This window comes from Brevundimonas diminuta ATCC 11568, from assembly GCF_000204035.1.
In the GTDB taxonomy this organism is placed as follows: Bacteria; Pseudomonadota; Alphaproteobacteria; order Caulobacterales; family Caulobacteraceae; genus Brevundimonas; species Brevundimonas diminuta.
The window spans coordinates 614,893-635,787 of sequence record NZ_GL883084.1 but is presented as its reverse complement, the minus strand read 5'-3'; the positions used below and the strand labels follow the sequence as shown (position 1 = coordinate 635,787).

Sequence of the window (20,895 nt, the reverse complement as noted above, 5' to 3'; positions counted from 1 at the left end):
CCGCCGCCGATCCGGCCGCCGTGGCCGTCGCCCCGGCCGGGTCCGGTCCGCGCCTGTGGGTGGTCAAGGATGCGGACTCCACCCTCTATCTGTTCGGCACCGTCCATGTGCTGAAGCCCGAGACGCCCTGGGGCAGCGCCAAGCTGGACCGCGCCTTCGCCGCCGCCGACGAATACTGGTTCGAGATCGCCGATCTGAACGACGTCGCGGGCGCCGTGCCGATCATCCAGTCCAAGGGCGTCTCGCCCGACCGTCCCCTGTCCAGCCTGCTGACCGCCGAGGAACAGGCCGACCTCGACGCCGCCGCCCGCTCCATCGGCGCCACGGCCGCCCAGTTGGACCCGCTGCGCCCGTGGTTCGCGGCCCTTCAACTGGCCATGGCCAGCATCACCAAGGCCGGTTATCTGCCGCAGAACGGCGGGGACCAGGTGCTGCACGCCCGCGCCGCCGCCACGGGCAAGCCGATCAAGGGTCTTGAAACCATGCCCCAGCAGATCGGCTTCATCGCCGACATGTCGGAAGAGGCGCAGCTGGCCATGCTGCGCTCGGGCCTGAAGGAGTTCGATCAGGCGCCGGAGTTCCTGGGCCGCATGGTCGGCGCCTGGTCGACCGGCGACGTGGACGGTCTGGACGTCTTGATTGGCCAGGAGATGAAGGCGGAATCGCCGGAGATGTACGAGGTCATGCTGACGCGCCGCAACGCCGACTGGACCAATCAGATCGTGACCCTGCTGGAAGGCTCGGGCACGGCCTTCATCTCGGTCGGGGCCGGCCACCTGGCGGGGGCCGACAGCGTTCAGGCCATGCTGGCCAAGCGCGGCGTCACGGTCGAGGAAGTCCGCGACTGATCCGTCGCGGCCTCTGTCAAAAAAACCAAAGGCCCGGTTCGCCGGGCCTTTTCTTTTGCCCCGCGCCCTATATCTTCGCGCTCCGCCTCGGCGCGGCGCGGGTATAGTTCAGAGGTAGAACGTCAGCTTCCCAAGCTGAATGTCGCGAGTTCGATTCTCGCTACCCGCTCCAATCATTTCAATGACTTACGCCCTCTCCATCCCGACGCGGAAGACGCAGTTGGGAGCTAGTTGGGAGAATCTGTCGCCGTTTCGTTCCGCCGGATGCGGTTCGCGATCTCCATGACGATGCTGTCCCGATCGACGTAAACCGCTAGTAGGCGCTGCACTCGATCCTCTTCCCAGCCGAGGATGTCCGCGATCTCGGCGGCAGTCAGACCAGCTCTGCGGAGGCGGGTGGCGAAGGTCCCGCGCGCGTCGTGCAGGTGTTTGTTGATCCCGGCGGCGGCCTTGGCGTCCACGACCTGATGCTCCAGCCCGTCCAGGCTCCAGGGCTTACCGCGCGTGTTGGACAGAACCGTCAGGCATTCGACCGGAGCGGGCCGCTTCTTCTTGGCTGCGCTGTCGGCCAGTTCGGAATGGCGCCGGCGCTGTTGAGCGCGGATTTCCTCTAGCAGGGCTTTGGTGTCGTCCAGGAGGGGGATGACGGCTGTCTTCTTCCCACGGCTTTTCTTCGTCGCCTTGACGATGGCGAGGTCTCCGACGTGCGACCAACACAGGGAGGCCAAGTCCTCGCGGCGCAGGCCCGTATGGCAAGCAAGCCGGACGATGAATCCTACCTCGGGGGATTTGGCTGCGGCGGCGTATCTCTCGATCTCTTCGGCCGTCCATATCTGATCGGCTCGATTGCTCGTGTAGAGCTGCTTGATCCCGGCCGCGGCGTTGAGCGCCAGCAGGCCGCGATCCATCCCCCATGACAGCACCCGTGAAAGCACCTGGATCCCATAGTCGGCTTTGCGGGGCCGGTCGGCCCATTGGTCACGCCAGGCCAATATCTCGGCCTTCACGCGGCGGTCGTCCAGCGCATCAAAGGGTAGGCCGCCGATAGCCAAGGGCGCGTCGCTGTCGTCCATGATGACGTCGAGCCAGCGCGTCCACTCTCGCTTGGTGGTGTCGCCCAGGGCGTCGTACTCGGGCGATTGCTTGTAGAGGATCGCCAGCGAGCGCAGCGTGTCAGTCTTCGGCGCCCTCCGCTCGGCCACGGCGGCGTTGTAGGCCGCCATGAACTCCGGGGAGCCAGGCGAGCCCGGAAGGCGCGGCCCGCCTTTCCATGCATACCAGTAGGTCACGCGGGAGCCGTCCGCGCGCTTCTTGGTGATCTGGTTCAGGCCCTTAAGCCGCACCCTGGCCACGCCTTTGCTCCCGCCACGCGTCCAGAGCGGACACAGAAGCGGATTGGTGGGCCGTCGAGGGCTGGCCCGTCAAGATCATGACCTCGCCGCCCGGCTTGATGGTGACGCCTGCGATCTCATGCCCGGCCGCTTTCAGGGCGGCGAGGCTGCGGTCCAGGTCGGTGCGTCTGACTGTCGGAACGCGGCTCACTGCCACACCCCCCTTCCTCTCTCTCGGGCTTCGTTGTTGGCGCAGATCAGGATCAGCGGGGTCATGCTGGCCCTCCGAGCAGAAGGGTGGTCGGCATCGAGCCTTGCTCATAGGCGATGGCTAGCTGGGGCTTCATGAACTGCCCCACGGTCGATCCGTCAGGCAGGACGGTGTGCGCCAGGAACTCGTCTTCGATGGTAGTGATCCCGGCCGCGACGGCCTCCAGCTTCGCCTTGATGACCAGGGCGAGGGCGCGCCAGCGTTGGCGCCCGGCTTGCTCCCAAGCCTTCTCGGCCTCGGCTGGCGAACGAAGGGTGCCGCGCGCGGGGGTGTGCGTGAACTCCCGCGACTTCGGATCAGGCATCGGCAGGACGAACTTCACCATGCGGTCCTTGATGCGGAAGCCGATCATGGCCGCCGTCACCTCGCTCGCATACATGAACGACGTGGCGCCGTAACGCTTCAGGGTCGCCTCGATCTCGGCACGGCTGCGGTCTTGGGAGACGGATGTTTCAGCGGCGTATCGAGCCATTCACCCCTCCTGTGCCTTGGCGCGGATGATGGCGATGCAGAACTTGATCCAGAAGTAGAGACCGACCAAACCGACCGGGATCGTTATCGCGTCGATGAGGGCGGACAGGTCAGCGGTCATGGGTGGTGTCCTCCGGCTTTGAGCCGATCTGCTTGGCGCAGTGCGGACACTCGCCTAGCCATTCCTGGAGGCTTTCGATTAGCCGCCACCACGCATCGTTAGAGAACGATACGGTGACGCCCTCGCATGAGAATCCCCATCCGGGATAAGGTGCTTCGTCCGTCTCTATGACCGAAACCTGATCGTCCAGATTGAAGCTTATGACGGTCATGCTTCTGCTCCTGGTGCTGGAGGGAGGGGGAGCCAGTGGGTGGGATCACCGTGGTTCATGTCGCGGATTGGGTCGTGGTTGTAATCGCCGGGTGCTGTACCAGCCCACCACCATCCCGAGAGACCTCGATAGTCGTCGTCCTCAGCCATGACGCAGCGCCACGCCTCACCGACGATGAACCCGCCTTCGCTATTCGGAACGGCGACCATGACGCTTTCGTTCTGACCACTGCCGGTGAACGTCGAAATGTCCCTCCATTGCGTAGTCTCGGTAATTATTTTGGCCGCCTCGTCGGCAATGCTCTCAGCCACGTGCTCACCGACACACACGCCGTCGGCTTCAGTCGATCTAGGAAAGTTTACCTGATCGTCCTTGAACCAAGGATAGCCAAGCGCCTTTCCGAGGGACTGACAGACCTGATCGTTGGATTTGGCATAGGCGATTTTAGTTCGGTCCCTCCACTCCACCATCTCGCGGATGCAGGCGGCGGCTTCGGTGAGGAGGGCGTCGATGTTGTCTGGGTGGCGCGGGATGCTGATGACCGGAGCGCCGGAATAGGGCTCGTTGTAAGTCCACTTCAGAAAGCGATCCGCCCCGTTCTCCAGCCGCCAAATCAAATCGGCGTAGTCATTCATGACAGATCCTTTCGGCGCGCGTTGCGAATAGTGTCGGGCGAGACGCCCATGATCCGGGCGCATTGCTTGGTGGGAATGCCCGCCATGGCCGCAAGCTGCTGACGCTGCTCGTCTGAGAACCGGCGATAGCGAGTGCCATGCCACGGCAGCGCACGCTTGGCTTTGTCCCTCATGTTCTCAGCATGCGTTCCGGGCTGAAGGTGCAGAGGATTCACGCAGCAACGCGTGTCGCATAGGTGCCGGATCACTAGGCCGGAAGCGATGGGCCCATGCGCTTCTGTGTAGGCCAGACGATGCGCATAAACAGTGTAGCCTCGGCTATTCATGACGCCGTAGCCGTGAGCGTTGATCGCCCCCGTCCACAGCCAGCACCCGCTATTGGGATCAGCCTCGAATGCCGTGTGCACCCGATGGCGCATCTTGGTGGTTACACCCTCACCCACGTTCGGCCTCCTTGCTGGATAGGAAGGTGCGGATTTCGGCTTGGGCCACACCTGCAAGGCCGTTGATGGAGTGGATAGTCGCCTCGTTTCGATACGCGACGTCATCAACCTCGGCGGCTTCATAGATTTCATCGAGCCGGATCGCTGCGAGTTCTAACGCCTTGTCAGCCTCAGCCAGCTTGCGCTCTGCTTCGGTGGCTCGGGCGACGGCACCTCGGCGAGCATCTTCGGTCGTGCGCGCCATCTCGATGAAGCTGACGTGTCGAAGGCCGGGATCGTAGTCGTGACTGCCGAAGATCGCAGACCGCAGACCAATGCGCTCGACTTCCAGCACATCGTTTTCAGCCCGCCGCGCCGCGTTCTCTGCGAGGAGGGCTTCTAGTGCGTCAGCTGCAAATTCGCAGACGGTGAAGTCGCCATTGCCCAGGTCATCACTACCTTCAAATGCTCGGAGGTCTCTCGCCAGTTCCGCATGATCGCCGGAGCCGGATGCTAGGGCGGTGAGGATGGCGTCGGCTTTGGAGAACGCCTCTCTCATCCGCATGTCGCGCATCTCGGTAGCGTCGCGCCGTAACGCGGCAGGCTCGCCTTCAGCGTTGTCCAGTGCGGCCGCCAACTCGAACACCAGCGGATCGACAATCTCCGCCACCTTCTCGCGCGGGGTGAGGGGGTGGGTCATTGAGGTTGCTCCCTTTCGAGGCGCGCGAAATACGGCTTGCGAAGGGACATGGCGGCATCAGACCACGCCTCGGCCTTCAGGAAGCAGACCTGGGCCATGTTCATGGCTTCTGCGCTTGGGCTCATGGTCCTCCACCTTTCTCCGCTCGCGCGAATGGCTTCCGCAGTTTTATCGAACTGACGCGCCTCGCCCTCGGCCCACCGCTCCCGTTCGGTCATGTCTGGCGCGCTCACTCCCCGCCCTCCTTATCCGAGGGGGTGGGCCAAGCCGCGCGGATGGCCGCCATCGCCTCGCCTTCGGCCCTGAGGTATTGGGCCTCGCGCTCACGCGATACGTCGCCATCGCCAAAGCACACCGGACAATCGCGCTCGCCGTAGTTGTCGCAGACGCACAGGTCGCCGCCGCAATGGCAGGACACCGACCCATCGCCCATGCAGCGCGGGCAGATCACGCCTTCGTCGCGGTCGTCGTATTCGTATTCGGGTTCGGCCATCACTTCGCCCCCTGTTCGGCTTGCAGGTGCCGGTCACGATCATCGTGGTCGCATTTGATCGACTGGACGATTTCGTAATCGGAAAGAAATGCACCTGGCGTCTCGTGATACGGCCCGTTGTCGCGGTCACCGATCTCGCGGAAGTTCAGGTGCGAGAAGAAGACGCCAGACCATCCCTTGGGAGATGACGGGTAGCGGCTCAGCCCGAGGCATTGCTTGAACATGTAGTGCCGTTTTCGGCGCGCTCCGGTGAAATGGAACACCTTCACGATGTCCCCGCGCTCAATCGGAATACCTCGCCTGTCGAAGCAGCGCTGTTCCCCGCCCATCACGCACCGCCTTTCTGTTCGGCTTCCAGGTCGTCTTCCAGGACATAGGTTTTGGCGCTCACGTCGTATCGAACGCGCGGCGCCTCAGAAGCGAGGAATGTCGCAATGTCCGCGCTTGCCAGTTGCTGCGAAATGCCGAACTCCCGCACCAGGTCAGAGCGCCGGACTTGTCCGAACTGGCGGAGCGTCGCGGCAATGAACTCTTGCCGCCGATCCTTGAACCACGCGCTCACGCCGCACCGCCTTTCTGTTCGGCTTGCAGCGCGTCGGGGGCGGAGTGGGTGTAGAGAGCGAACGGTGTGGTCTTTCCGTGATCGGTAGGCCACATGGTTGCAGCACCGCGCCCACGTTGAAGAACGTCCATGTTTTCCTGATCCGTCCAAGCCACCGGCTGCGCATCCTCGCGGGCGGCGAGGGCGGCGTTCAGCTCGCGCAGAAAGGCGTCCCATTCAATAAGCGAGCCGACCGAGCGACCGACAGCCATGCGCTCAATGTGAGACGCCAGAGCGGGGAACCTCTCGAATGTTTGAGGCTCGGCAATGCACATCGTGTAATCGCCCGGCCCCTTCACCGCCCCGCCTTCCGGCGCGGGGGCTGCGGAGTAGTGAGGTGAGCCCGGCATCGGGCAACTGCCGAAACACTGCTCCCAGTCATCGCCGGATCGCGCTCCGCATTTGGAGCACTTCATGTCAACCGGCACGGTAACGCGAGGGGTGGTCATGCTGCGATCCTTTCCGGACGCGCGACCGCCGCCATCGCCGCTTCAACGCGGAGGATGGCTCGGCCTATGGCTTCGGTGATTTGCGGGATGACGGCGTCGCCGAACGCTTCGACGACGAGGCTAGCGGCAGACGTTCCGCGAGGACCGCCGACCGCAATGCGTTGCTCAGCCAGCCAGGCGGGTAGCCCATCATCCAGCCGTATGTGACGGGCAAGGTCATCGAGGGACCAGTCAGCCCGGTGCTGGAAAGCAGCGAGGCGATCTGCCGGGCGTAAGCCCACTTGTCGGACGCCTTGCCCGTCTGCGCGCCGTCCAGCACCGCGTCCATCGTCGGCGACTTCCGTCTGTCGTAGGCTGGCGACCAGCGGTCCATCCGCTTGTCCCGCTTGGTCGGTGTGGGCAGGGCTTCCTGCGCTACCTGCAACTGATGTCGCACCGTCCCCATTCGGCCCGTATCGCCGTGACCGCCTGCCTTCACGTCCGAGGCGCGAGGCATGGAGAGGATTCCCATCGCCATTGTCGTGACCAGCGAGACGCCCGTTGAGCCAGGCGTGTTCGCCTTGGTGATCTCCGGCCCATGGTGCGCATCCGATTTCCGGGGCGTCGGCAAGCTGTTCGACATCGCACCCGATGATCCACGATCGGGGACGCTCATGGTTGGCGCCGATGTCGCCAGCACGAACCACGGTCGCCCAGCAGGCGTAGTCGCGGTCTTCCAGTGCAGTGAGGACGGCGTCAGCGCCCCGAGTTCGGAGATTAGCGCTGTTCTCAAGAGCGATCCAACGAGGGCGGACCTCTCCGATGATGCGGATGGCTTCGAAGAAGAGGCCCGACCGCTCGCCGTCGACGCCCTTGCCCTTGGTGTTGGCGCTGCTGATGTCCTGGCAGGGAGGCGACCCAACGATGATGTCGGGAAGAGCTCCAAGGTCGGCTCGCAGTCGATCCGCCGTGAGCGTGCGGACGTCGTCATAGATCAGGACTCCGGGATTGTTCTCGGCATAGAGGGCGCGGCGCCAGTCGATCCATTCGCAGGCGGCCACGGTTTCGAACCCGGCACGATGCAGGCCGAGCGACCAACCGCCGGCAGCGGCGCTGAACAGGTCGAGGACTTTCATTCCCCACCCCCGTCCTGCTCACCACGGGCGCGGGCGATGACCGAAGTGGCGTTGTCGCGAGCGCGGCCAAGATGCGCGCTGTCGGGATCGCCGCTCGTCTCGACCAGCCATTCCAACGCCTCCAGCAGATCAGGCGCGGCGGCGAACAGGCGGGCGTAGCGCTCAGCGCCATCCAGGTCGTAGCCGAGAGGGCGGTTCCGATGACAAGAGCCAACGGTGTGGCTGAACTCGTTCGGTCCGACGCACACGTCCCAGTAGTGACCATTAAAGACGGCGTAGAGTTTGGTGCCGGGGTGTTCCCACGGCGTATGCTTCACCCCGCTCATGCCGCGTTCCTCTGCGGCTGAAGGTGGGCCATTAGCTGGCGACCGATGTAACGGGTGAAGGCAGGCGGCACGGCCTCAGACAGTTCCGCCATCGTTGCCCACGGCATCCCCATCAACTGTCGCGCCAGGGCTGGCCGGTCCTCGCCGGGGAAATCGACGGTTCGGCCAGTGCTGCCGCCAGTTCGATACTTACCCGACCGCGCGCGCAGATGTCCTCCGAAGACATTGGCGATAGGCCTGCCTTCCGGTCCAGGATCTTCCGGTGCCACGAGGGGCCAGTTCGCCTCGAACAGACGATGGCGCGAAAGGACAAACGTCTCGCCTGCGCTCGTGACCATCTGGCAACCGAACATGGTGCCGAAGAGGGAAACCGGCTCGATGAGGTGACGGCGGGCCGCGCGGACATTCTCGATCGTGTAAGGGAGGCCCGTCGCAAGTAGCAGCGCGCGCGTCGCGGGGATCTGGTTCGGATGACGGCTTTTGTCGTTGTTCAGCTCCGTCAGCCCTTGGCATTTCGGGCTGGCGTGGATGAAGTCGAACCGTTCGCGCAGTTCCTCGGCTGAGATCGCCAGAACGTCACGCTGCTCAAAGGCGTCGCCAGCATATCGGGGCTGCGGCTTAATATCGAAGCCGGTCACGTGTGCGCCAGCCAGCTTAAACCCATAGCCAGCGCCACCCGCGCAACTGTAGAGATCAGCAATGCGGATCATGCCTCACCCCCACGGATGTAGGCTTGGCGGAGGGCGGAGACGATGGCTTTTACGGCGTCGGTCCACCCGATCTGACAGCCGCGCGAAGCCCACTCCCACTTCTTGTTGCAGGACGCCTCGTAGCCGATCTTAGCCAGTGCGGCGTAATCCACCGCCCCATCCTCCAGCACTTCGGGGGCGGTCATGGCTGCACCTGTTGGGGCTTGGCGAGGGCAACGACAGGCCGTGCGAAATACGTCTCTCCGTCCAGCGTGTGACCGCCCTTGTCGGATGAGCGGCCGCCCATCTGCTTGAAGTTGAAGACGCGGCCAAGATCAGCGGACTGGCGCTTCAGGTAGCGCGCCCATTCCGCGTCCATGGTGCGGGCCTCGCGTCCGCTCTCGCCGCCAACGATGATCCAATCAGGCGCGTGACAGTCGAGCGTGATCCGGCCCAACAGTGGTTCGAACGATCCGAAGGTGAAAAGCGGCTCCAGGCTCTGCTTCACTTCCCACAACTTCATCCGGTCGCGGTCGTATTCCTCCTGCGTGACCATGGTAGCACCGATGGCGACGTTACGCGGCAGGCATACCCCGTCTCGCATGGGATCCGTCATCTTCAGGACGTTGCCGATGCGCTTGGTCAGCAGAAGCCAGACGAGGTTCGGCGTCTCTTCGATCAGCTTGAACAGGTCGCGGCGCCACAGGGGCTCGACCTCGTTGTCGAACACATCGGCCAGAGAGGCGCAGAACACGAACGGGCGCGTCCCGTCCTTCGCTGCCTGGCGGTCCCAGCGGCGCGGCTGCTGCCAGTTGGCAACTCCGGTGCGTACCCGGTCCTCGCCAGCGCCCCAGCGCGCGCGACCGTAGCGCGTATCCATCAGCGCCTCGGCGTAGCAATGATCGCATGCCGGGCTGACCTTGGTGCAGCCAATCCACGGATTGAACGTGTGGTCGCACCATTCGATTGCGGTGATCTCCCCCATCTCAGCGACCCTCCTGTTGGGCGGTAGACTTGGAGAGGGCGGCTCGGGCTTGTTTCAGGATCGGGCACGGATCGCCGTTGCCGTCTTCGAACCCGTCGTATTCGCGCGAGAAAGCCTCCAAAGCCTCGAACAGTTCGGGCGCGGCGGCGTAGAGGTGGCCGCTGCCGCAGATAACGCGGTCGATGACTTGCCAATCAGAGGCCGTCACCTTTGCAGCGGTCTCGCTCACATACCCGCTTTCCGGGTTCGTCAGCCTGATCAGAACGTCGGCTTTAGGCCCCGGAGTATGCTTCACTTCAGCCATGGTCACTCTCCGTGATGTTGCCAAAGAACCGCGTTGCAGAGCGCGTGGACGGCTCCGATCGTGAGGCCGGTTTTGTGGCTGTGGTGAAGATGAACGGGGTGACGCAGGAAGTTTTTCGGGAACAGCCGCCAGTTGATCCGTTTGTCGCGGATGGGCTGGGGCGGAAGGCCTGACAGGGGCGCGTTGCAGTGATGGCAGGCCCCGGATTGGTACTGGACATACGCCTCGCGAACTCGGCGTCGCTCCCGCCAGTCGAGCGCGTCATAAGCTGCTGGCAGCTTCACTTCAGCCATGGTCTTGGGCCTCGCGGTGGGTGCGACCCGTTCCCAGTTTCCGGGAGGGCCAGCGGGTTTGAGATTTCGGCCAGATGCCGAGGTGCTTTGCCCGCATCCGGGCGGTCTTGGACTTGGTCGCCACGTCCTGGGCGGTCTTCTCGCGGTGCTTGTCGCGAAGGGCCGGGGCGAGGTTGCTCTCGCGGTTCTCGCCGCCGTTGATTAGGGCGATGACGTGATCACAGTCCCAGGGCTCACCAGCTCCGATCTTGCGGCCGGAGATGTGACAGCGGCCGCCATGGGCCTCGAACACCCGAGCCCTGACGCGGGCGGGGATGGCGCTGTCGGCTGTCTTGCCGATCCATTCTTCGACGATGCGAGACATCAGGCGCGCCTCCGCTCGAGTTCGCGGCGGGCGTTCCATTTGAGGTCTTCCTCCATGGTCGCTTGGGCCAGCATCCAGTTCAGGAACCCCGCCTCGACGTCGGCCCACTTCTGTCCGCGGAACTTGCCGATCGGGCAGGTGGGCAGCAGGCGCGGCTCCTTCGTCCACGCGACCATGTCCTTGCCGGTGGCGCCGGCCGCAAAGAGGGCCTTCAGGATATGGGCGGTGACATAGGCGTCAGGCCCGGCGCGGTGCGGCGGCATGGCCGTGTCGTGATCTAGGGACAGAAGCCCCTGATCCTCCAGCCAGTAGCGGAGGACGCCGTTTGAGTGGCTGGGGGCTTCAGGCCAGACCCGGAGGGCGGCCTTGAGGGTGCAGATGCCCGGCAGTGCGCGCCGAGGGATGAAGAGGTCTTCAAAAGCGAGGTTATGGGCCGCAAAGACAGACACGTCCTCGATCGGGTTGTGAACCTCGGCTTCGTCGAAATGGGTCACGACGTCAGCCAAGTCCGACATGGTGATGTGATGGACGGCTCGGGTCTCTGGCGGGATCGACCCGACGCTATAGAGGTGAGCCTGCGGCTTCCCTACGATCCAGCCAGACCCATCGTTGGTCAGGTCGCACCAGCCGTACTCGATGACTTCAGCGGTCGGCGGCTCCATGCCCGTCGTCTCGAAGTCGATCACTCGGATGCGAGGCATGCCTCAGCCCTCCTTCGCGGCAGTGATGGCGGCTTCGACTTCGCGCGCCTTGGCCATGTCGGTGGCCTTTAGGACGGCGAACTTCGCCAGCTCCTTCCGGTCAGTTTCGAGCGCGGCGATCTGCTCGGGCCGCAGGAACGGCAGGTCCGCAATCAGCCGGTCCGCCCAAGCGATAGTGTCGACAGCCAGCGACATCCCTTCATCGGCGTCGGCCTCAGCGCCGCTGGCTGTCGTATCCTCGGCGGGGGGGAGATCGCCGGGGAAAGGGTCGCCCGCGTCTGATGGGTCGGAGGCGGGATCAGACGCGGGCTTATTCGACGCGGCGTCGGAGGGGGTGTCCGCGTCGAAATCTGGAATGTGGTCGTCGTCGCTCAGGCCGTGGATGGCCGAGAAGCCTTCGCGCGGCGCGTCGTTCGGCGCGGCCAGGCGGGCGGCGAGGTTCGGGCCTTGGCGGGGGGTAACGTCGCGGACACCGCCAAAGGCTTGGCCCTCGACCTCTTCCGCTGCGTACTCGTTCCCGATCTCCTCCGGGAAGGCACGGCGCAGCGCAGCCGCCTCGGCGCACTTTTCAAGCTGACCTCGCGGGCGCTTAGCCCACATGCTGTTCGGCGCCTTCGTGTCGCGCTTGGCCGTGGCGTAAGTCTCGATCCAGAAGACCTTGGGGCCGACAAAGGGCACACGCTGGCCCGCGATCAGGCGATAGACCGTGCACTGTGCCCACTCGGGATAGCGCACCGTGACGCCGCTGAGGCTCTCCTCGACCAGCGGGCCGTATTCGGTGTCATCAAAGCCGGCGAAAGAGCCGGTGCGCATGGCCGTCGTTCGCAACTCGGCAATGCCGGGCCAGACGGTGTCGACCATGCAGCGGCGCTTGCTGTCGTAGATCGGGACGATCTGGATGGGCTTCTTGAAGATGTCGAGGTTACGGGCGCGGCAGTAAGCCAGCGCCATGATGATGCTCTCGGGGCGTTCGGCGGCCGGGAACACCGCGTCGGTTAGAACACGCCACGAGCCCTGATCGACGCCGAAACGCTCCTCAACGGCAGGATGATAGGGGAGGCGCGGTCCCTGGATGGCGATGGCGTTCATGGCTTAGGCGGCCTCATGGTGCGGATGGTTGTCGTTGGCTTCAGCGGCGATGACCTCGAGCCGCTGATCGATCTGCTTTGCCGCCCAAGGCGGGAGGGTCAGGTATTCGGCGTCCTGGCGATCACCGCCGGGGCCGGGCCAAATGCCGGTGGCGACGCACTCGGCGAACTGGTCGATGGCGCGGCGCAGCTGCTGGCGGCCTCGGTCGAGGTCTTCGCCGGTCAGGACGGTCACACGGACGCAGAATGGTGGGGCTTTCTCCACCCAGACGAGGGCGAACTCTTCCATCGGGCGGCCGAGGACGGCTTCGGAGGCCATGCCGACCAGAGCGGCTTGCATGTGGTAGCCGAAGGAGGCGAACGATCGCTCTAAGCTGTCGTCGGAGACGCTCTCGGTTGTCTTCAGGTCGGCGAAGAGGCCGGATGACGAAGGGATGTTGTCGGGACGGCTCTTGAGCCAGGCACCGGTCTTGGAGTCCTTGAAGATCAGCGACCGTTCAACCGCGCCGTCGAGTATGCCTTGCTTGACCAGTGGGTGCGCGCCGAGCGACCGAGCCATGCCGGTGATCAGCTCCAGCTCATGGTCGGTGATGATTGTCTTCTTGGCTTTGATCTGGTCGGCCTTCCACTCGCGGGCGTCAGCGGTGCGCCAGTCCTTCCATTTGGACGGACGGACTACGAACTCGTCGTCGAAGCCCTTTCGGCCGAGATAGAGGAGGTGGTGCGCCGCCTTGCCGATGGAGAAGTGCGGGCGCTCAGGCTGGTCCTTCGCAACCATGACCTCGACGCCATCCACGACCTGCAGCTCGAAAGCCTCGGCGTTGTACGGGCTGGCGTGGAAGTAGTGGGCCGGGGACTTGGCCCAGATCGTGCGCAGACCAGAGGACGAGACGGAAGGACTGTCGCAGCAGTCGCCGTGATACTGGGCCATGCTGAGGTCGTAGACGCCCGGCTCGCTGATCTTGCCCGACGTGGGCATGGGCAGGGGATTGTGCAGGGTCAAAACGGGATCTCCTCAAACTCGGACTGCGGCGCTTCCAGCGCCTGTAGCGCTGCGTTCAGCTCGCGCAGGGCTTCGCGGTCAGGGACGTGCGGCCGCTCCCAGCTGTCCTTCGGGGAATGGGCGGCGCGGAAGCCGTCGAACCAGAGTAGGCTGTCCGCCACGATGGCTTGAAAGCGGCGCTGGCTCCGCTGGATCGCGCCGTAGCGATTAAGCTGGCGCTCAAAGTCTTGCGCCCTTTCGCACCACTGATCGGAGAAGGCTTCGGCCTTCATGATCTCGCGGTGCGCCTGGGCCAGCCCTTCAGCTTTTCCATCGCTCCACGCCTTGGCAGCGCTGGCGTCTGATCCCGCCATGACGGGCGACATGATGATGAAGCGCTCGCCGGGGTTCTTGGCCGTAAGACGCTCGGCTTCCGCCAGTGCGCGCTCGATGGTGTCATGGACCACGTGCGGCATACCGCGCGCCGGGTTCCAGACCATGAAACCGATGGATTGGCTCACAGCAGCCACCAAAGTGAGCCGAGGACGACAGCGCCCGCGACGAGTTGAAGGGACGCCCGGATCAGGTTCACGGGCAGGCGGCGCGGCTCGAACGGCACAGCGCGCGGATCGCCCGGGCGCACCTGGGCGGCGAGTTCGCGATAGCGCTCGCGCACGGCCTCCCACGGATGCGAGGGGATGATGCGGTAGTCGGCCATCGTCATGCCGCCCTCGCCATGCTTGCCGGGGGCAGGGGATCGTTCTCGGCTTCCCGAGCGTCCCGAATGGCCCATGCCAGCGCATTGACGACCGGGATCAGCAGTCCAGGGTCTTCGGCCGCAGCCAGTTCACCGGCGAGGCGCAGCATTTCCTGCGTGGCCTGATCGACCGTCATCCGGCGCCGGGTGCGGCGGTCCAGAATCTTTGGACCTTCGACCACGAACAGCGGCTGGCGGCTCGGCGGGACCAAGGCGAGGTTCACATTCCCTGCCTTGGCGATACCGGCCACGACGCCGGGCATGATTTCGGAGATGTGTTGCATCACGCAGCGCTCCTCAGAGGCTCAAGAGCCGAGGCGAGCATGTCGCCGGGAACGGTTACGACGACGCCGGCGAGGCCATTCTCGACCTGCACGTCCCACTTGCCCGCGCCGCTGTTGGCCGGGGCGAGGATGACGCCGCGCGCCAAGCCGTTGATGACGGCGTCACCGATGAAGGCGAGGGTGTATTGGCTCCACCGAGTCTCGATGAGGGCGCGGCCCCAATCGCCCAGACCAGCGCCAACAGGATGCACGACGCGCGCGGGGATCAGGACGGCTTCGCCTGGGGTGAAGGTCGCGAAGCCCATCACGCAGCCCACCGTGCTTGCGCGGCTTGGGCCTTCAGCGCGGCGCGGACGGCCTCGCAGTCCATTGGCGGCTCGTAACCCATGGCCTCACGCCACAGGTCTTCCTTGCCCTGCCAGTTCGCAAAGATCGCGCCTGTCGACATGCCAGCCGCAGCGGCGATGTCGCGGATGGTGACGGGGGCGTAGCTGCCCGCCGGAGCCCAGAGAACGCGGGCGGTGTGCAGCAGCTTCTCGCGCGTCGCGACCTTCGAGGCTTGGCGCTTGTTCAGCTTCGGCGCGTCGTCGTTCGCTGCCAGGGCAGGCGCTTCGACGCGGTCTCTCGTGGATTGGATGGACATAAGGTCTCTCCGGTTGATGGAGAGACTGATACTACGGTATTCCGTAGATCACAAGAGCATATTACGATTTTCCGTAATGGAGCTTCGCGGCGACAATATCGGTCGCAGGCCAGCGGTCCACCACTCGACTTCTTGGCGCGAACGTTGATTCGTTAACGCGACGATGGACGGGAAGGAGAGCCAGAATGGCCCGAAAAACGATCTACTGCGCCCAGGCCTTTTGGCATCGAGGAGGAGGCCTGACGGGCGGGGAGGTTCATCAGTTTCTGAACCGCGAGCGCGCGATTGAAGGCGGTCAGGCTCTATTCACGGGCGCCCATGGCGTCGCCGTGTTCTCGGTGGTGGGCTACCCTGACATCGACCTCTGGGAGGAGCCTCGCATGGTCCAGATGTTTGGCGACGCTCCGGCTATCGAGCCCGATCCTCCTCCAGACGATATCGCCTACTTCAAAATCGACTGCAGTGCTGCTGGCGACGTTTGGACCCAGGTGGAGCCCTTGCCACGAGACGAAATAGACGAGGATGCAGCCTAGGAGGTCGAAAACGCCCGTTACTGATCTACGTTATCTAGACGCGCGATAGCGGCGTGATATGACGAAGTTATGCGTCTGGGCAGGGGGCTTGGGCGGATTAACTTCGGGGCATTCCTTTTGAACAAGATCATCATTCTGGCGGCGCTGGGCGTCGCCACTTCGCTCACGTCTGCCTGCGCATCAGTGACGCGAGGCACCAAGACGGCTTGGGAAGTGACCTCCACTCCTCCGGGCGCTCGCGTCGAAACCTCCAACGGCTTCCACTGTCAGGCCACGCCTTGTTCGATCAAGATGCCGCGCAAGTCCGAGTTCATCGCGACCCTGACGCTCGACGGGTATCAACCGGCCACCGTGACCGTGACCAACAAGGTTTCCACCGGTGGCGGCGTCGCTATGGCTGGGAACGTGCTTGTAGGGGGCATCATCGGCGCCGGGATCGATGCGGGTACAGGCGCGATGCTAGACTTGACGCCGAACCCAGCGCACGTGGATCTCAGCCAAGAGCGCGCTCCAGCGACCGGTCGTCCGGAGTAGGAGTTCGATAGAAAAACGGCGGCTCCAACCGGGGCCGCCGTTTGCAATTGAGTTGCCGATCGCTCAGTCCGGGTTAGCGATCGGCGGCGTGGCCGGTGGAGCCTTCGCCGCTTCCTCCTCCAGCTTTCGGCGCTGATCGGGGTTTTCGTCAGGCTGAGGCGTGGTGACGCTGGGATCAGGCTCTTGTTCCCGGCGTTCGGCGTCCTCAGTCTCGCGCCTGGCCTGCTCCTGCAGGCTGTCTTTAGCGGCAGGGCTGCGAGAGTTCGGGTCGTTCGGCGGAACGTCGGTCATGGCGATCTCCTGTTGGTTGAGTAGAGCCAATCAGCAGGAGCGGGGCCTGTTCCTGCGGCCGCTCCACACAATAAGTTTGGCGGACAGCGGGGAACCTGAAGACGCGAGGCGGTCCCACAGTGCAGGTCGGGCAGGTCGGAACCGCCAAGCCTGCCTCTCGTTGGGCCTTCGCTATTTCAAGGAGAACGACATGCTCAAGTGGGCTCTGATATTCGCAATCGTCGCCATCATCGCGGGCATTCTTGGTTTCGGCGGCATCGCTGGCACAGCAGCTGGGATCGCGAAATTCCTCTTCGGCCTCGCCGTGATGATCTTCTTGATCTTCCTGGCTTTGGGCGTGTTCGCAGCGAAGAAGATCACATAACTATTCTAGGCTGTGTAAGCGGCGGTTCCGGCGGACCGCCGTTTCTAATTCTGGCGCTGGTGATAGGTTCTGCCCATGGACGAAGACGACATCCGGGACGATCCCAACTACCGCTTCGGCGTGATCATGGGGCGTATGCAAACGCTGACCGATATCATGGCGCTGTTTGCCCAAGGCGACGCCGCCGATGATGATCTGCCGGGGCAATTACGTGACATCGTGAGGCGTCAGGAAACCATCAGCCGGTGGATGGATCAGACGAAAGCCGAGTGTGATGCTGAGGCTGAGATGCTGCATGCGGAGCTGAAAGCGGCGGAGCAGGATTAGGGCGAGGGATAGAACACAAGCAAGCATGTCGCGCTCCATGGGCGCATTTAATGCTTGCTATGGCAGCAAGCATACTTTCTTCTGTTGTAAAGCAAGCAGGAGATTCGTTTGTCTAAAAATGACACCCCCCAATCCCCGCAGTCGCGCGGAGGGAAGGAGCGAGCCGCCAAGCTGTCCTCAGAGCAACGAGCAGCCATCGCCAAGCGTGCGGCCCAAGAGCGATGGGCGAAGATCAAAGACCCGTCCCGCCTTCCAGAGGCGGACAGTGACGGGAAGCTGATCATCGGAGAGGTGGAGCTAGACGTCTACCTCCTATCGGATAAGCGCCGCGTGATCAGCAAGCGTGCGATGGCCGCTGCTCTCGGGCTGAAGTCCGAGGGAGGTAATGCTTTCATGCGCTCAATGACCAGAGAGGGGGTACGATCCAGTTTGACCCCAGAATTGGTCAAAAAGATCGAAAACCCGATACATTTCCGTGGCTTGGGGTGGGATTTGGCAGATGGGTATGAGGCCACCACCTTAATCGAAGTCTGCGATGCTCTTATCCAGGCGCGAAATGATGAGAACCTCCATCCATCGCAGTACTTCTTGGCGGTTCAAGCTGAGTTCATTATCCGCTCCGCCGCTAAGGTGGGGATCATCGCCCTGGTCGACGAAGCGGTGGGTTACGTCGACCGCCGGAAGGACGAGTATCGGAAGCTCTTCGAGAGCTTCATCCAAGACGAGTTCCGTCAGTGGCAGCGCGAATTCCCGAAGAAGTTCTTCGACATGATCTACCGTTTGTACGGGCTCAAGCGCGCCAATCCCGACAGCAACAAGCACCCGCAGTTTTTCGGAAAGTTCATCCGACGATTTGTATATTTCCCCCTAGCGCACAGCCGGGGCGCCATCCTCGAGAAGCTCGAGGAGAAGAACCCGGTCGTTTATGCAGGGGGGAGCCGGCGTTACAAATTTCACCAGTACCTATCGGACGAAATCGGCATCGATGCTTTTCGCCAGCACCTTTGGCAAACCATCGGCATAGGAGAAGCCTCAAAGGACCGATCAGCCTTCGAGCGCAACTTCTACCGCGCATTCCCCGAAGCCGTTCCCGTCCACCATCAATGGGACATGCTTGAAGACTGACCACTTGGGGAGGCTTCGGCCTCCCCACTCGCCCCGCTTTAGCCTCGCCCGTCAGTTCGCCGTCAGCAGCAGGTGGCGCTCTTCGCCGTTGCGGAGGTCAGCTCTATTTTTCGTCGCCATCCGCTGGCTTTGGCGCCTCGTCGAGGAATTCGACAAGCAGATCAACTGCCTCTTTGGGGTAGTCGTAATCAGAGTCCCATTCCTTTCGTGAGCGCCATGATCGGCATGTTGAGCCTACGTCTATGCCCGCCTCACAACCGCGCCAGTACGTCGAATAGAATTTTGAGAGCCCCTGGTAGGTCGCCAGGGATCGGCGGCCATCCTCTGCGACTTCGTAGCCGACACCGGCCAAGATCGACTGAAGCGTGAGGAGGTCACCTCGCGGTATTTTGTCGACTTCATCGACCACGCGAGTCCAAATCTCCCCGTCCTGCGTCTTGGGGTCGGTCATGGGCACATCACATGCCGTGAAGACCTGGCGGATAGCCGCGCCAGAGCCGCTCAACGGCACTGTGTAGCGGTGGGGAGTTCCGGCGAAGTCGTCATGCTCGAACACCATAGAGGAGCCAGCGGCCATGCGCCTTCCAACCTCGCCCGGATCCCAGGCGAAAAGAGCGTCTCGTGAACTGGCGGCGTCCCACACGTTAGAGAACACCTCGCCGCGATCGACGCGGTACCTGACGGTAGCGTCACTCTCGCCGATATAGCCGACAGCGAAGATTGCATCGAGGATGCCGCCGTTGCAGCGAACCGCCACTGATATCTGACGAGAATGGTAGACCGCCCGGACACGACGTTCGTCCGTGAACGCATCCCTATCGGTTTCTACGCGCCAAGCCTGGGCGCTCGCGGTCGTTGCAAAGAGCGCGGCAATAGCCGACGCGATTAAAGGCCACTTCAACATTGCCTCTCCCCCAAGGCTCTGCCGACATTCAGCGTGAATGGTTAGCCGGTCGTTCCGGTGCGCCGCGCCTCGGCTCGCTCAGCTACTTTCGCTTCCGCTGGGCGCACCACTGAGAGGGCGGCCTCCAGCGCAGCAGTGTCGACGTCGGTCGGATCGAAATCCAGAATGAATCCAGCGGTCGTTTCGAGCGGTACGGCCAAGCGTCGAAGCCACTTGTCCGACGGAGGCCGAGGCGTAGTTTCAAGCAGTTCGATCGTGGCGGGCGGCACACCTATTTTGTCGGCCAACTCGTCGATCGTCATGAAGCGAAACTTGCGCCAAGCCGCGAGATGGTTGCGCTCGGGCTCCTCCAGTTCGGAGCCAAAAATGTCTTCCACGGACAGGTCGAACGCGCGGGCAATCTTGGCTTCATTGACGCCCGTGAGGCTGGCTGTCTGCTTGCCCGTTCCGTCTCCGACGTATGACCTGATGGTGTTGTAAGACACGCCGGATGCGCTGGCCACGCGGCTCTGGTTGAGGCCGCTCGCCTTCATCCAAGCGATAAAATTCTCGCGTCGAACATCCTGGAGTGACATTGCCTGTAAGTGTTGCAGGCAATACGGATTCCCGTAACCGCGAAGTTCCGTAGTTCCTATTGCAAACATCTACGATATTCCGTAGATATGGGCCATGAACCACGTCACCACGGCCCTAACCGAGATTGAGCGTGCCGCCAAAGCGGAGGGCCTAGCTGCGCTCTCCCGTCGATCCGGCGTCCCATACACCACCCTGATCGATTGGCAGAAAGCAGGTTGGCGCCCCCGCGCGGTGGCGACTCTGGAGCGTCTGGCCCACGCGGCGGCGGCCATCCCGGCCAACGACGACGCCCCCGCCAGCGAGGCGGCGTGACATGCTGTCATCGGCCGCCCTCCAGTTTCGACGCCAGGAAGCCCTGATCAACGCGGGGACGGTTTACGGCCTGATCATCGGCGCCAATGAACTGGCCGTCCAAGGTCGCGAGGCGGATGCACTGAAGGTGCTGGCGACGATCACCGGCGCGCTTCCTTTCGAGATCGACGCTATCCGCGAAGTCCTCGCCGCCGAGCGTGAGGCCGCAAAGGCTCGTGATCTCACGCAGGGGACGCTCGCTCCCTTCTTCGGTCGCGTACCCGCTGAAAAGCCGAATGCCGCGAACGACGAAACCCAACCGCCTTCTCCCGAACAGCCAACCCCGACCGTCGCCTGAGCGAGAGCGCGGGTCAGTTGGAAACGACCACGGAACGTCCAGTGAACAAGATCAGCCACAGAGAACACGCCCGGCTCGCCGGAGAGCTCATCGAAGCCTGTGGAGGCTTGGAGGAGGCGGCGAGGGCGTGCCGGGTCCGCAGGTCGTCGCTGTCGAACTACGAGAACCCCAATGAGCCGTCGACGATGCCGGCGGACGTGATGGTTGATCTGGAGCGTCATTGCGGGAGGGCGATCTACAGCGCAGCCCTGGCGGACCTCTGCAAGCCCAAGCCGCTCACGGGTTGCCTGAAAGAACTCGCCTTCGACCTCGCCCAGGAGAGCATGGACGTCGTCGCCGTCGTCCGCGAGGCGCTGGCGGACGGGCGCTTGTCCAACAACGACCTCGACGCCATCGCGGCGGCCGAGCGTGACGCCGAAGAGGCCCTTGAGCGGGTGCGCGGCGTCCGCCGAGCCATTGAGGCCGCAACTCCCACTCCGCAGCGAGCGGCGTGACCGAACGGGACTGA

The 20,895-nt window shown here is 63.5% G+C and carries 39 protein-coding genes, 1 tRNA gene and 1 pseudogene; 10 read left to right on the top strand and 31 right to left on the bottom strand.

What is annotated here, in order from left to right; genetic code table 11:
* The coding region (locus BDIM_RS03305) for a TraB/GumN family protein (protein WP_155818588.1) at nt 1-848 on the top strand (848 nt) is incomplete at its 5' end.
* Nucleotides 849-945: 97 nt separating this feature from the next.
* Nucleotides 946-1,020 (top strand) — tRNA-Gly (locus BDIM_RS03300).
* Nucleotides 1,021-1,075: 55 nt separating this feature from the next.
* Here BDIM_RS03300 and BDIM_RS03295 read toward each other — a convergent pair.
* The 28 genes and pseudogenes from BDIM_RS03295 to BDIM_RS03155 form a co-directional block, all read right to left on the bottom strand.
* Nucleotides 1,076-2,200, bottom strand: coding sequence for a tyrosine-type recombinase/integrase (locus BDIM_RS03295; RefSeq protein WP_003164155.1), 1,125 nt, complete (start codon nt 2,198-2,200; stop codon nt 1,076-1,078).
* Nucleotides 2,201-2,451: 251 nt separating this feature from the next.
* Nucleotides 2,452-2,922, bottom strand: coding sequence for a hypothetical protein (locus tag BDIM_RS03285; protein ID WP_040344658.1), 471 nt, complete (start codon nt 2,920-2,922; stop codon nt 2,452-2,454).
* Nucleotides 2,923-3,031: 109 nt separating this feature from the next.
* On the bottom strand, nt 3,032-3,253 hold the full coding sequence (locus BDIM_RS03280) for a hypothetical protein (protein WP_003164151.1): 222 nt from the start codon (nt 3,251-3,253) through the stop codon (nt 3,032-3,034).
* Entirely contained in the window at nt 3,250-3,888 is a 639-nt protein-coding gene (locus BDIM_RS03275) for a hypothetical protein (RefSeq protein WP_003164150.1), read from the bottom strand. The genes BDIM_RS03280 and BDIM_RS03275 overlap by 4 nt, the downstream gene beginning before the upstream one ends.
* The gene (locus tag BDIM_RS18360; RefSeq protein ID WP_003164149.1) at nt 3,885-4,061 is read right to left on the bottom strand and encodes a hypothetical protein; all 177 of its coding nucleotides are present in this window, start codon (nt 4,059-4,061) and stop codon (nt 3,885-3,887) included. Before BDIM_RS18360 ends, BDIM_RS03275 begins: the two co-directional genes overlap by 4 nt.
* 6 nt (nt 4,062-4,067) lie before the next feature.
* Nucleotides 4,068-4,214 (bottom strand): annotated as a pseudogene (locus tag BDIM_RS18670) (HNH endonuclease signature motif containing protein); the annotation flags it as partial.
* A 109-nt stretch (nt 4,215-4,323) separates the two neighbouring features.
* Nucleotides 4,324-5,010 carry a hypothetical protein gene (locus BDIM_RS17800; protein ID WP_003164148.1) on the bottom strand — a complete coding sequence of 229 codons (687 nt, stop codon included), beginning with the start codon at nt 5,008-5,010 and terminating at the stop codon, nt 4,324-4,326.
* Nucleotides 5,007-5,243 carry a hypothetical protein gene (locus BDIM_RS03260; RefSeq protein ID WP_143276842.1) on the bottom strand — a complete coding sequence of 79 codons (237 nt, stop codon included), beginning with the start codon at nt 5,241-5,243 and terminating at the stop codon, nt 5,007-5,009. Before BDIM_RS03260 ends, BDIM_RS17800 begins: the two co-directional genes overlap by 4 nt.
* The gene (locus BDIM_RS03255) at nt 5,240-5,503 is read right to left on the bottom strand and encodes a hypothetical protein (RefSeq protein ID WP_003164146.1); all 264 of its coding nucleotides are present in this window, start codon (nt 5,501-5,503) and stop codon (nt 5,240-5,242) included. Before BDIM_RS03255 ends, BDIM_RS03260 begins: the two co-directional genes overlap by 4 nt.
* Complete coding sequence (locus tag BDIM_RS03250) at nt 5,503-5,832, bottom strand: hypothetical protein (protein WP_003164145.1); 330 nt, start codon at nt 5,830-5,832, stop codon at nt 5,503-5,505. The genes BDIM_RS03255 and BDIM_RS03250 overlap by 1 nt, the downstream gene beginning before the upstream one ends.
* On the bottom strand, nt 5,832-6,065 hold the full coding sequence (locus BDIM_RS03245; protein WP_040344656.1) for a BrxR family helix-turn-helix transcriptional regulator: 234 nt from the start codon (nt 6,063-6,065) through the stop codon (nt 5,832-5,834). Before BDIM_RS03245 ends, BDIM_RS03250 begins: the two co-directional genes overlap by 1 nt.
* On the bottom strand, nt 6,062-6,553 hold the full coding sequence (locus BDIM_RS03240; RefSeq protein ID WP_088491804.1) for a hypothetical protein: 492 nt from the start codon (nt 6,551-6,553) through the stop codon (nt 6,062-6,064). Before BDIM_RS03240 ends, BDIM_RS03245 begins: the two co-directional genes overlap by 4 nt.
* Nucleotides 6,550-7,668, bottom strand: coding sequence for a DNA cytosine methyltransferase (locus BDIM_RS17010; RefSeq protein WP_081461823.1), 1,119 nt, complete (start codon nt 7,666-7,668; stop codon nt 6,550-6,552). The genes BDIM_RS03240 and BDIM_RS17010 overlap by 4 nt, the downstream gene beginning before the upstream one ends.
* Nucleotides 7,665-7,994, bottom strand: coding sequence for a hypothetical protein (locus BDIM_RS03230; protein ID WP_003164141.1), 330 nt, complete (start codon nt 7,992-7,994; stop codon nt 7,665-7,667). The genes BDIM_RS17010 and BDIM_RS03230 overlap by 4 nt, the downstream gene beginning before the upstream one ends.
* Entirely contained in the window at nt 7,991-8,704 is a 714-nt protein-coding gene (locus BDIM_RS03225) for a DNA cytosine methyltransferase (RefSeq protein ID WP_003164140.1), read from the bottom strand. The genes BDIM_RS03230 and BDIM_RS03225 overlap by 4 nt, the downstream gene beginning before the upstream one ends.
* Entirely contained in the window at nt 8,701-8,889 is a 189-nt protein-coding gene (locus BDIM_RS03220; RefSeq protein WP_003164139.1) for a hypothetical protein, read from the bottom strand. The genes BDIM_RS03225 and BDIM_RS03220 overlap by 4 nt, the downstream gene beginning before the upstream one ends.
* Nucleotides 8,886-9,668 (bottom strand): DUF5131 family protein, encoded by a 783-nt coding sequence (locus BDIM_RS03215; RefSeq protein ID WP_003164138.1) that lies wholly within the window; start codon nt 9,666-9,668, stop codon nt 8,886-8,888. The genes BDIM_RS03220 and BDIM_RS03215 overlap by 4 nt, the downstream gene beginning before the upstream one ends.
* A 1-nt stretch (nt 9,669) precedes the next feature.
* Complete coding sequence (locus BDIM_RS03210) at nt 9,670-9,972, bottom strand: hypothetical protein (protein ID WP_040344654.1); 303 nt, start codon at nt 9,970-9,972, stop codon at nt 9,670-9,672.
* Nucleotides 9,973-9,974: 2 nt separating this feature from the next.
* Nucleotides 9,975-10,265, bottom strand: a complete 291-nt coding sequence (locus BDIM_RS17385; protein WP_040344652.1) for a hypothetical protein — start codon at nt 10,263-10,265, stop codon at nt 9,975-9,977.
* A complete protein-coding gene (locus tag BDIM_RS03200) occupies nt 10,258-10,629 on the bottom strand; it encodes an HNH endonuclease (RefSeq protein ID WP_040344650.1) in 372 nt (123 codons plus the stop codon). The genes BDIM_RS17385 and BDIM_RS03200 overlap by 8 nt, the downstream gene beginning before the upstream one ends.
* Nucleotides 10,629-11,330: an exonuclease domain-containing protein gene (locus BDIM_RS03195; protein ID WP_050796580.1), complete on the bottom strand. Its 702-nt coding sequence runs from the start codon at nt 11,328-11,330 to the stop codon at nt 10,629-10,631. Before BDIM_RS03195 ends, BDIM_RS03200 begins: the two co-directional genes overlap by 1 nt.
* Nucleotides 11,331-11,333: 3 nt before the next feature.
* Nucleotides 11,334-12,419 (bottom strand): phage recombination protein Bet, encoded by a 1,086-nt coding sequence (gene bet, locus BDIM_RS16780; protein ID WP_003164131.1) that lies wholly within the window; start codon nt 12,417-12,419, stop codon nt 11,334-11,336.
* A 3-nt stretch (nt 12,420-12,422) separates the two neighbouring features.
* Nucleotides 12,423-13,421 carry a PD-(D/E)XK nuclease-like domain-containing protein gene (locus BDIM_RS03185; protein ID WP_003164130.1) on the bottom strand — a complete coding sequence of 333 codons (999 nt, stop codon included), beginning with the start codon at nt 13,419-13,421 and terminating at the stop codon, nt 12,423-12,425.
* Nucleotides 13,418-13,900 carry a hypothetical protein gene (locus BDIM_RS03175; RefSeq protein WP_040344643.1) on the bottom strand — a complete coding sequence of 161 codons (483 nt, stop codon included), beginning with the start codon at nt 13,898-13,900 and terminating at the stop codon, nt 13,418-13,420. Before BDIM_RS03175 ends, BDIM_RS03185 begins: the two co-directional genes overlap by 4 nt.
* A 17-nt stretch (nt 13,901-13,917) precedes the next feature.
* Entirely contained in the window at nt 13,918-14,124 is a 207-nt protein-coding gene (locus BDIM_RS03170; RefSeq protein ID WP_003164128.1) for a hypothetical protein, read from the bottom strand.
* Nucleotides 14,121-14,441 carry a hypothetical protein gene (locus BDIM_RS03165; RefSeq protein ID WP_003164127.1) on the bottom strand — a complete coding sequence of 107 codons (321 nt, stop codon included), beginning with the start codon at nt 14,439-14,441 and terminating at the stop codon, nt 14,121-14,123. The genes BDIM_RS03170 and BDIM_RS03165 overlap by 4 nt, the downstream gene beginning before the upstream one ends.
* On the bottom strand, nt 14,441-14,746 hold the full coding sequence (locus BDIM_RS03160) for a hypothetical protein (RefSeq protein ID WP_003164126.1): 306 nt from the start codon (nt 14,744-14,746) through the stop codon (nt 14,441-14,443). Before BDIM_RS03160 ends, BDIM_RS03165 begins: the two co-directional genes overlap by 1 nt.
* Complete coding sequence (locus tag BDIM_RS03155; RefSeq protein ID WP_003164125.1) at nt 14,746-15,084, bottom strand: helix-turn-helix domain-containing protein; 339 nt, start codon at nt 15,082-15,084, stop codon at nt 14,746-14,748. Before BDIM_RS03155 ends, BDIM_RS03160 begins: the two co-directional genes overlap by 1 nt.
* Nucleotides 15,085-15,269: 185 nt before the next feature.
* On the opposite strand from BDIM_RS03155, the gene BDIM_RS03150 reads away from it, so the two are divergent.
* Together BDIM_RS03150 and BDIM_RS03145 are read left to right on the top strand one after the other, a co-directional pair.
* On the top strand, nt 15,270-15,617 hold the full coding sequence (locus BDIM_RS03150) for a hypothetical protein (RefSeq protein ID WP_003164124.1): 348 nt from the start codon (nt 15,270-15,272) through the stop codon (nt 15,615-15,617).
* Nucleotides 15,618-15,734: 117 nt separating this feature from the next.
* A complete protein-coding gene (locus BDIM_RS03145; RefSeq protein WP_003164123.1) occupies nt 15,735-16,151 on the top strand; it encodes a hypothetical protein in 417 nt (138 codons plus the stop codon).
* Between the two features lie 63 nt (nt 16,152-16,214).
* On the opposite strand, the gene BDIM_RS17380 is transcribed toward BDIM_RS03145, so the two are convergent.
* Nucleotides 16,215-16,442 (bottom strand): hypothetical protein, encoded by a 228-nt coding sequence (locus BDIM_RS17380; protein WP_088491806.1) that lies wholly within the window; start codon nt 16,440-16,442, stop codon nt 16,215-16,217.
* A 190-nt stretch (nt 16,443-16,632) separates the two neighbouring features.
* Here BDIM_RS17380 and BDIM_RS17005 point away from each other — a divergent pair, with 190 nt between their 5' ends.
* The 3 genes from BDIM_RS17005 (at nt 16,633) to BDIM_RS03130 (ending at nt 18,258) form a co-directional block, all read left to right on the top strand.
* Nucleotides 16,633-16,806 carry a DUF1328 domain-containing protein gene (locus tag BDIM_RS17005; RefSeq protein WP_040344828.1) on the top strand — a complete coding sequence of 58 codons (174 nt, stop codon included), beginning with the start codon at nt 16,633-16,635 and terminating at the stop codon, nt 16,804-16,806.
* A 75-nt stretch (nt 16,807-16,881) separates the two neighbouring features.
* Entirely contained in the window at nt 16,882-17,133 is a 252-nt protein-coding gene (locus BDIM_RS03135; RefSeq protein WP_003164120.1) for a hypothetical protein, read from the top strand.
* A gap of 108 nt (nt 17,134-17,241) precedes the next feature.
* Nucleotides 17,242-18,258 (top strand): P63C domain-containing protein, encoded by a 1,017-nt coding sequence (locus tag BDIM_RS03130; RefSeq protein ID WP_040344641.1) that lies wholly within the window; start codon nt 17,242-17,244, stop codon nt 18,256-18,258.
* Nucleotides 18,259-18,361: 103 nt separating this feature from the next.
* Here BDIM_RS03130 and BDIM_RS03125 read toward each other — a convergent pair whose 3' ends face one another.
* Both BDIM_RS03125 and BDIM_RS03120 read right to left on the bottom strand, forming a co-directional pair.
* On the bottom strand, nt 18,362-19,162 hold the full coding sequence (locus BDIM_RS03125) for a hypothetical protein (RefSeq protein ID WP_040344639.1): 801 nt from the start codon (nt 19,160-19,162) through the stop codon (nt 18,362-18,364).
* Between the two features lie 41 nt (nt 19,163-19,203).
* Complete coding sequence (locus BDIM_RS03120) at nt 19,204-19,806, bottom strand: helix-turn-helix domain-containing protein (protein ID WP_169312118.1); 603 nt, start codon at nt 19,804-19,806, stop codon at nt 19,204-19,206.
* Between the two features lie 25 nt (nt 19,807-19,831).
* Here BDIM_RS03120 and BDIM_RS03115 point away from each other — a divergent pair, with 25 nt between their 5' ends.
* The 3 genes from BDIM_RS03115 to BDIM_RS03105 are packed head-to-tail and all read left to right on the top strand — an operon-like array spanning nt 19,832 to nt 20,881.
* A complete protein-coding gene (locus BDIM_RS03115; protein ID WP_003164116.1) occupies nt 19,832-20,050 on the top strand; it encodes a hypothetical protein in 219 nt (72 codons plus the stop codon).
* 1 nt (nt 20,051) lies between these two features.
* Entirely contained in the window at nt 20,052-20,387 is a 336-nt protein-coding gene (locus BDIM_RS03110; protein ID WP_003164115.1) for a hypothetical protein, read from the top strand.
* Between the two features lie 41 nt (nt 20,388-20,428).
* Nucleotides 20,429-20,881: a hypothetical protein gene (locus tag BDIM_RS03105; protein ID WP_040344638.1), complete on the top strand. Its 453-nt coding sequence runs from the start codon at nt 20,429-20,431 to the stop codon at nt 20,879-20,881.
* Nucleotides 20,882-20,895 lie beyond the last annotated feature (14 nt).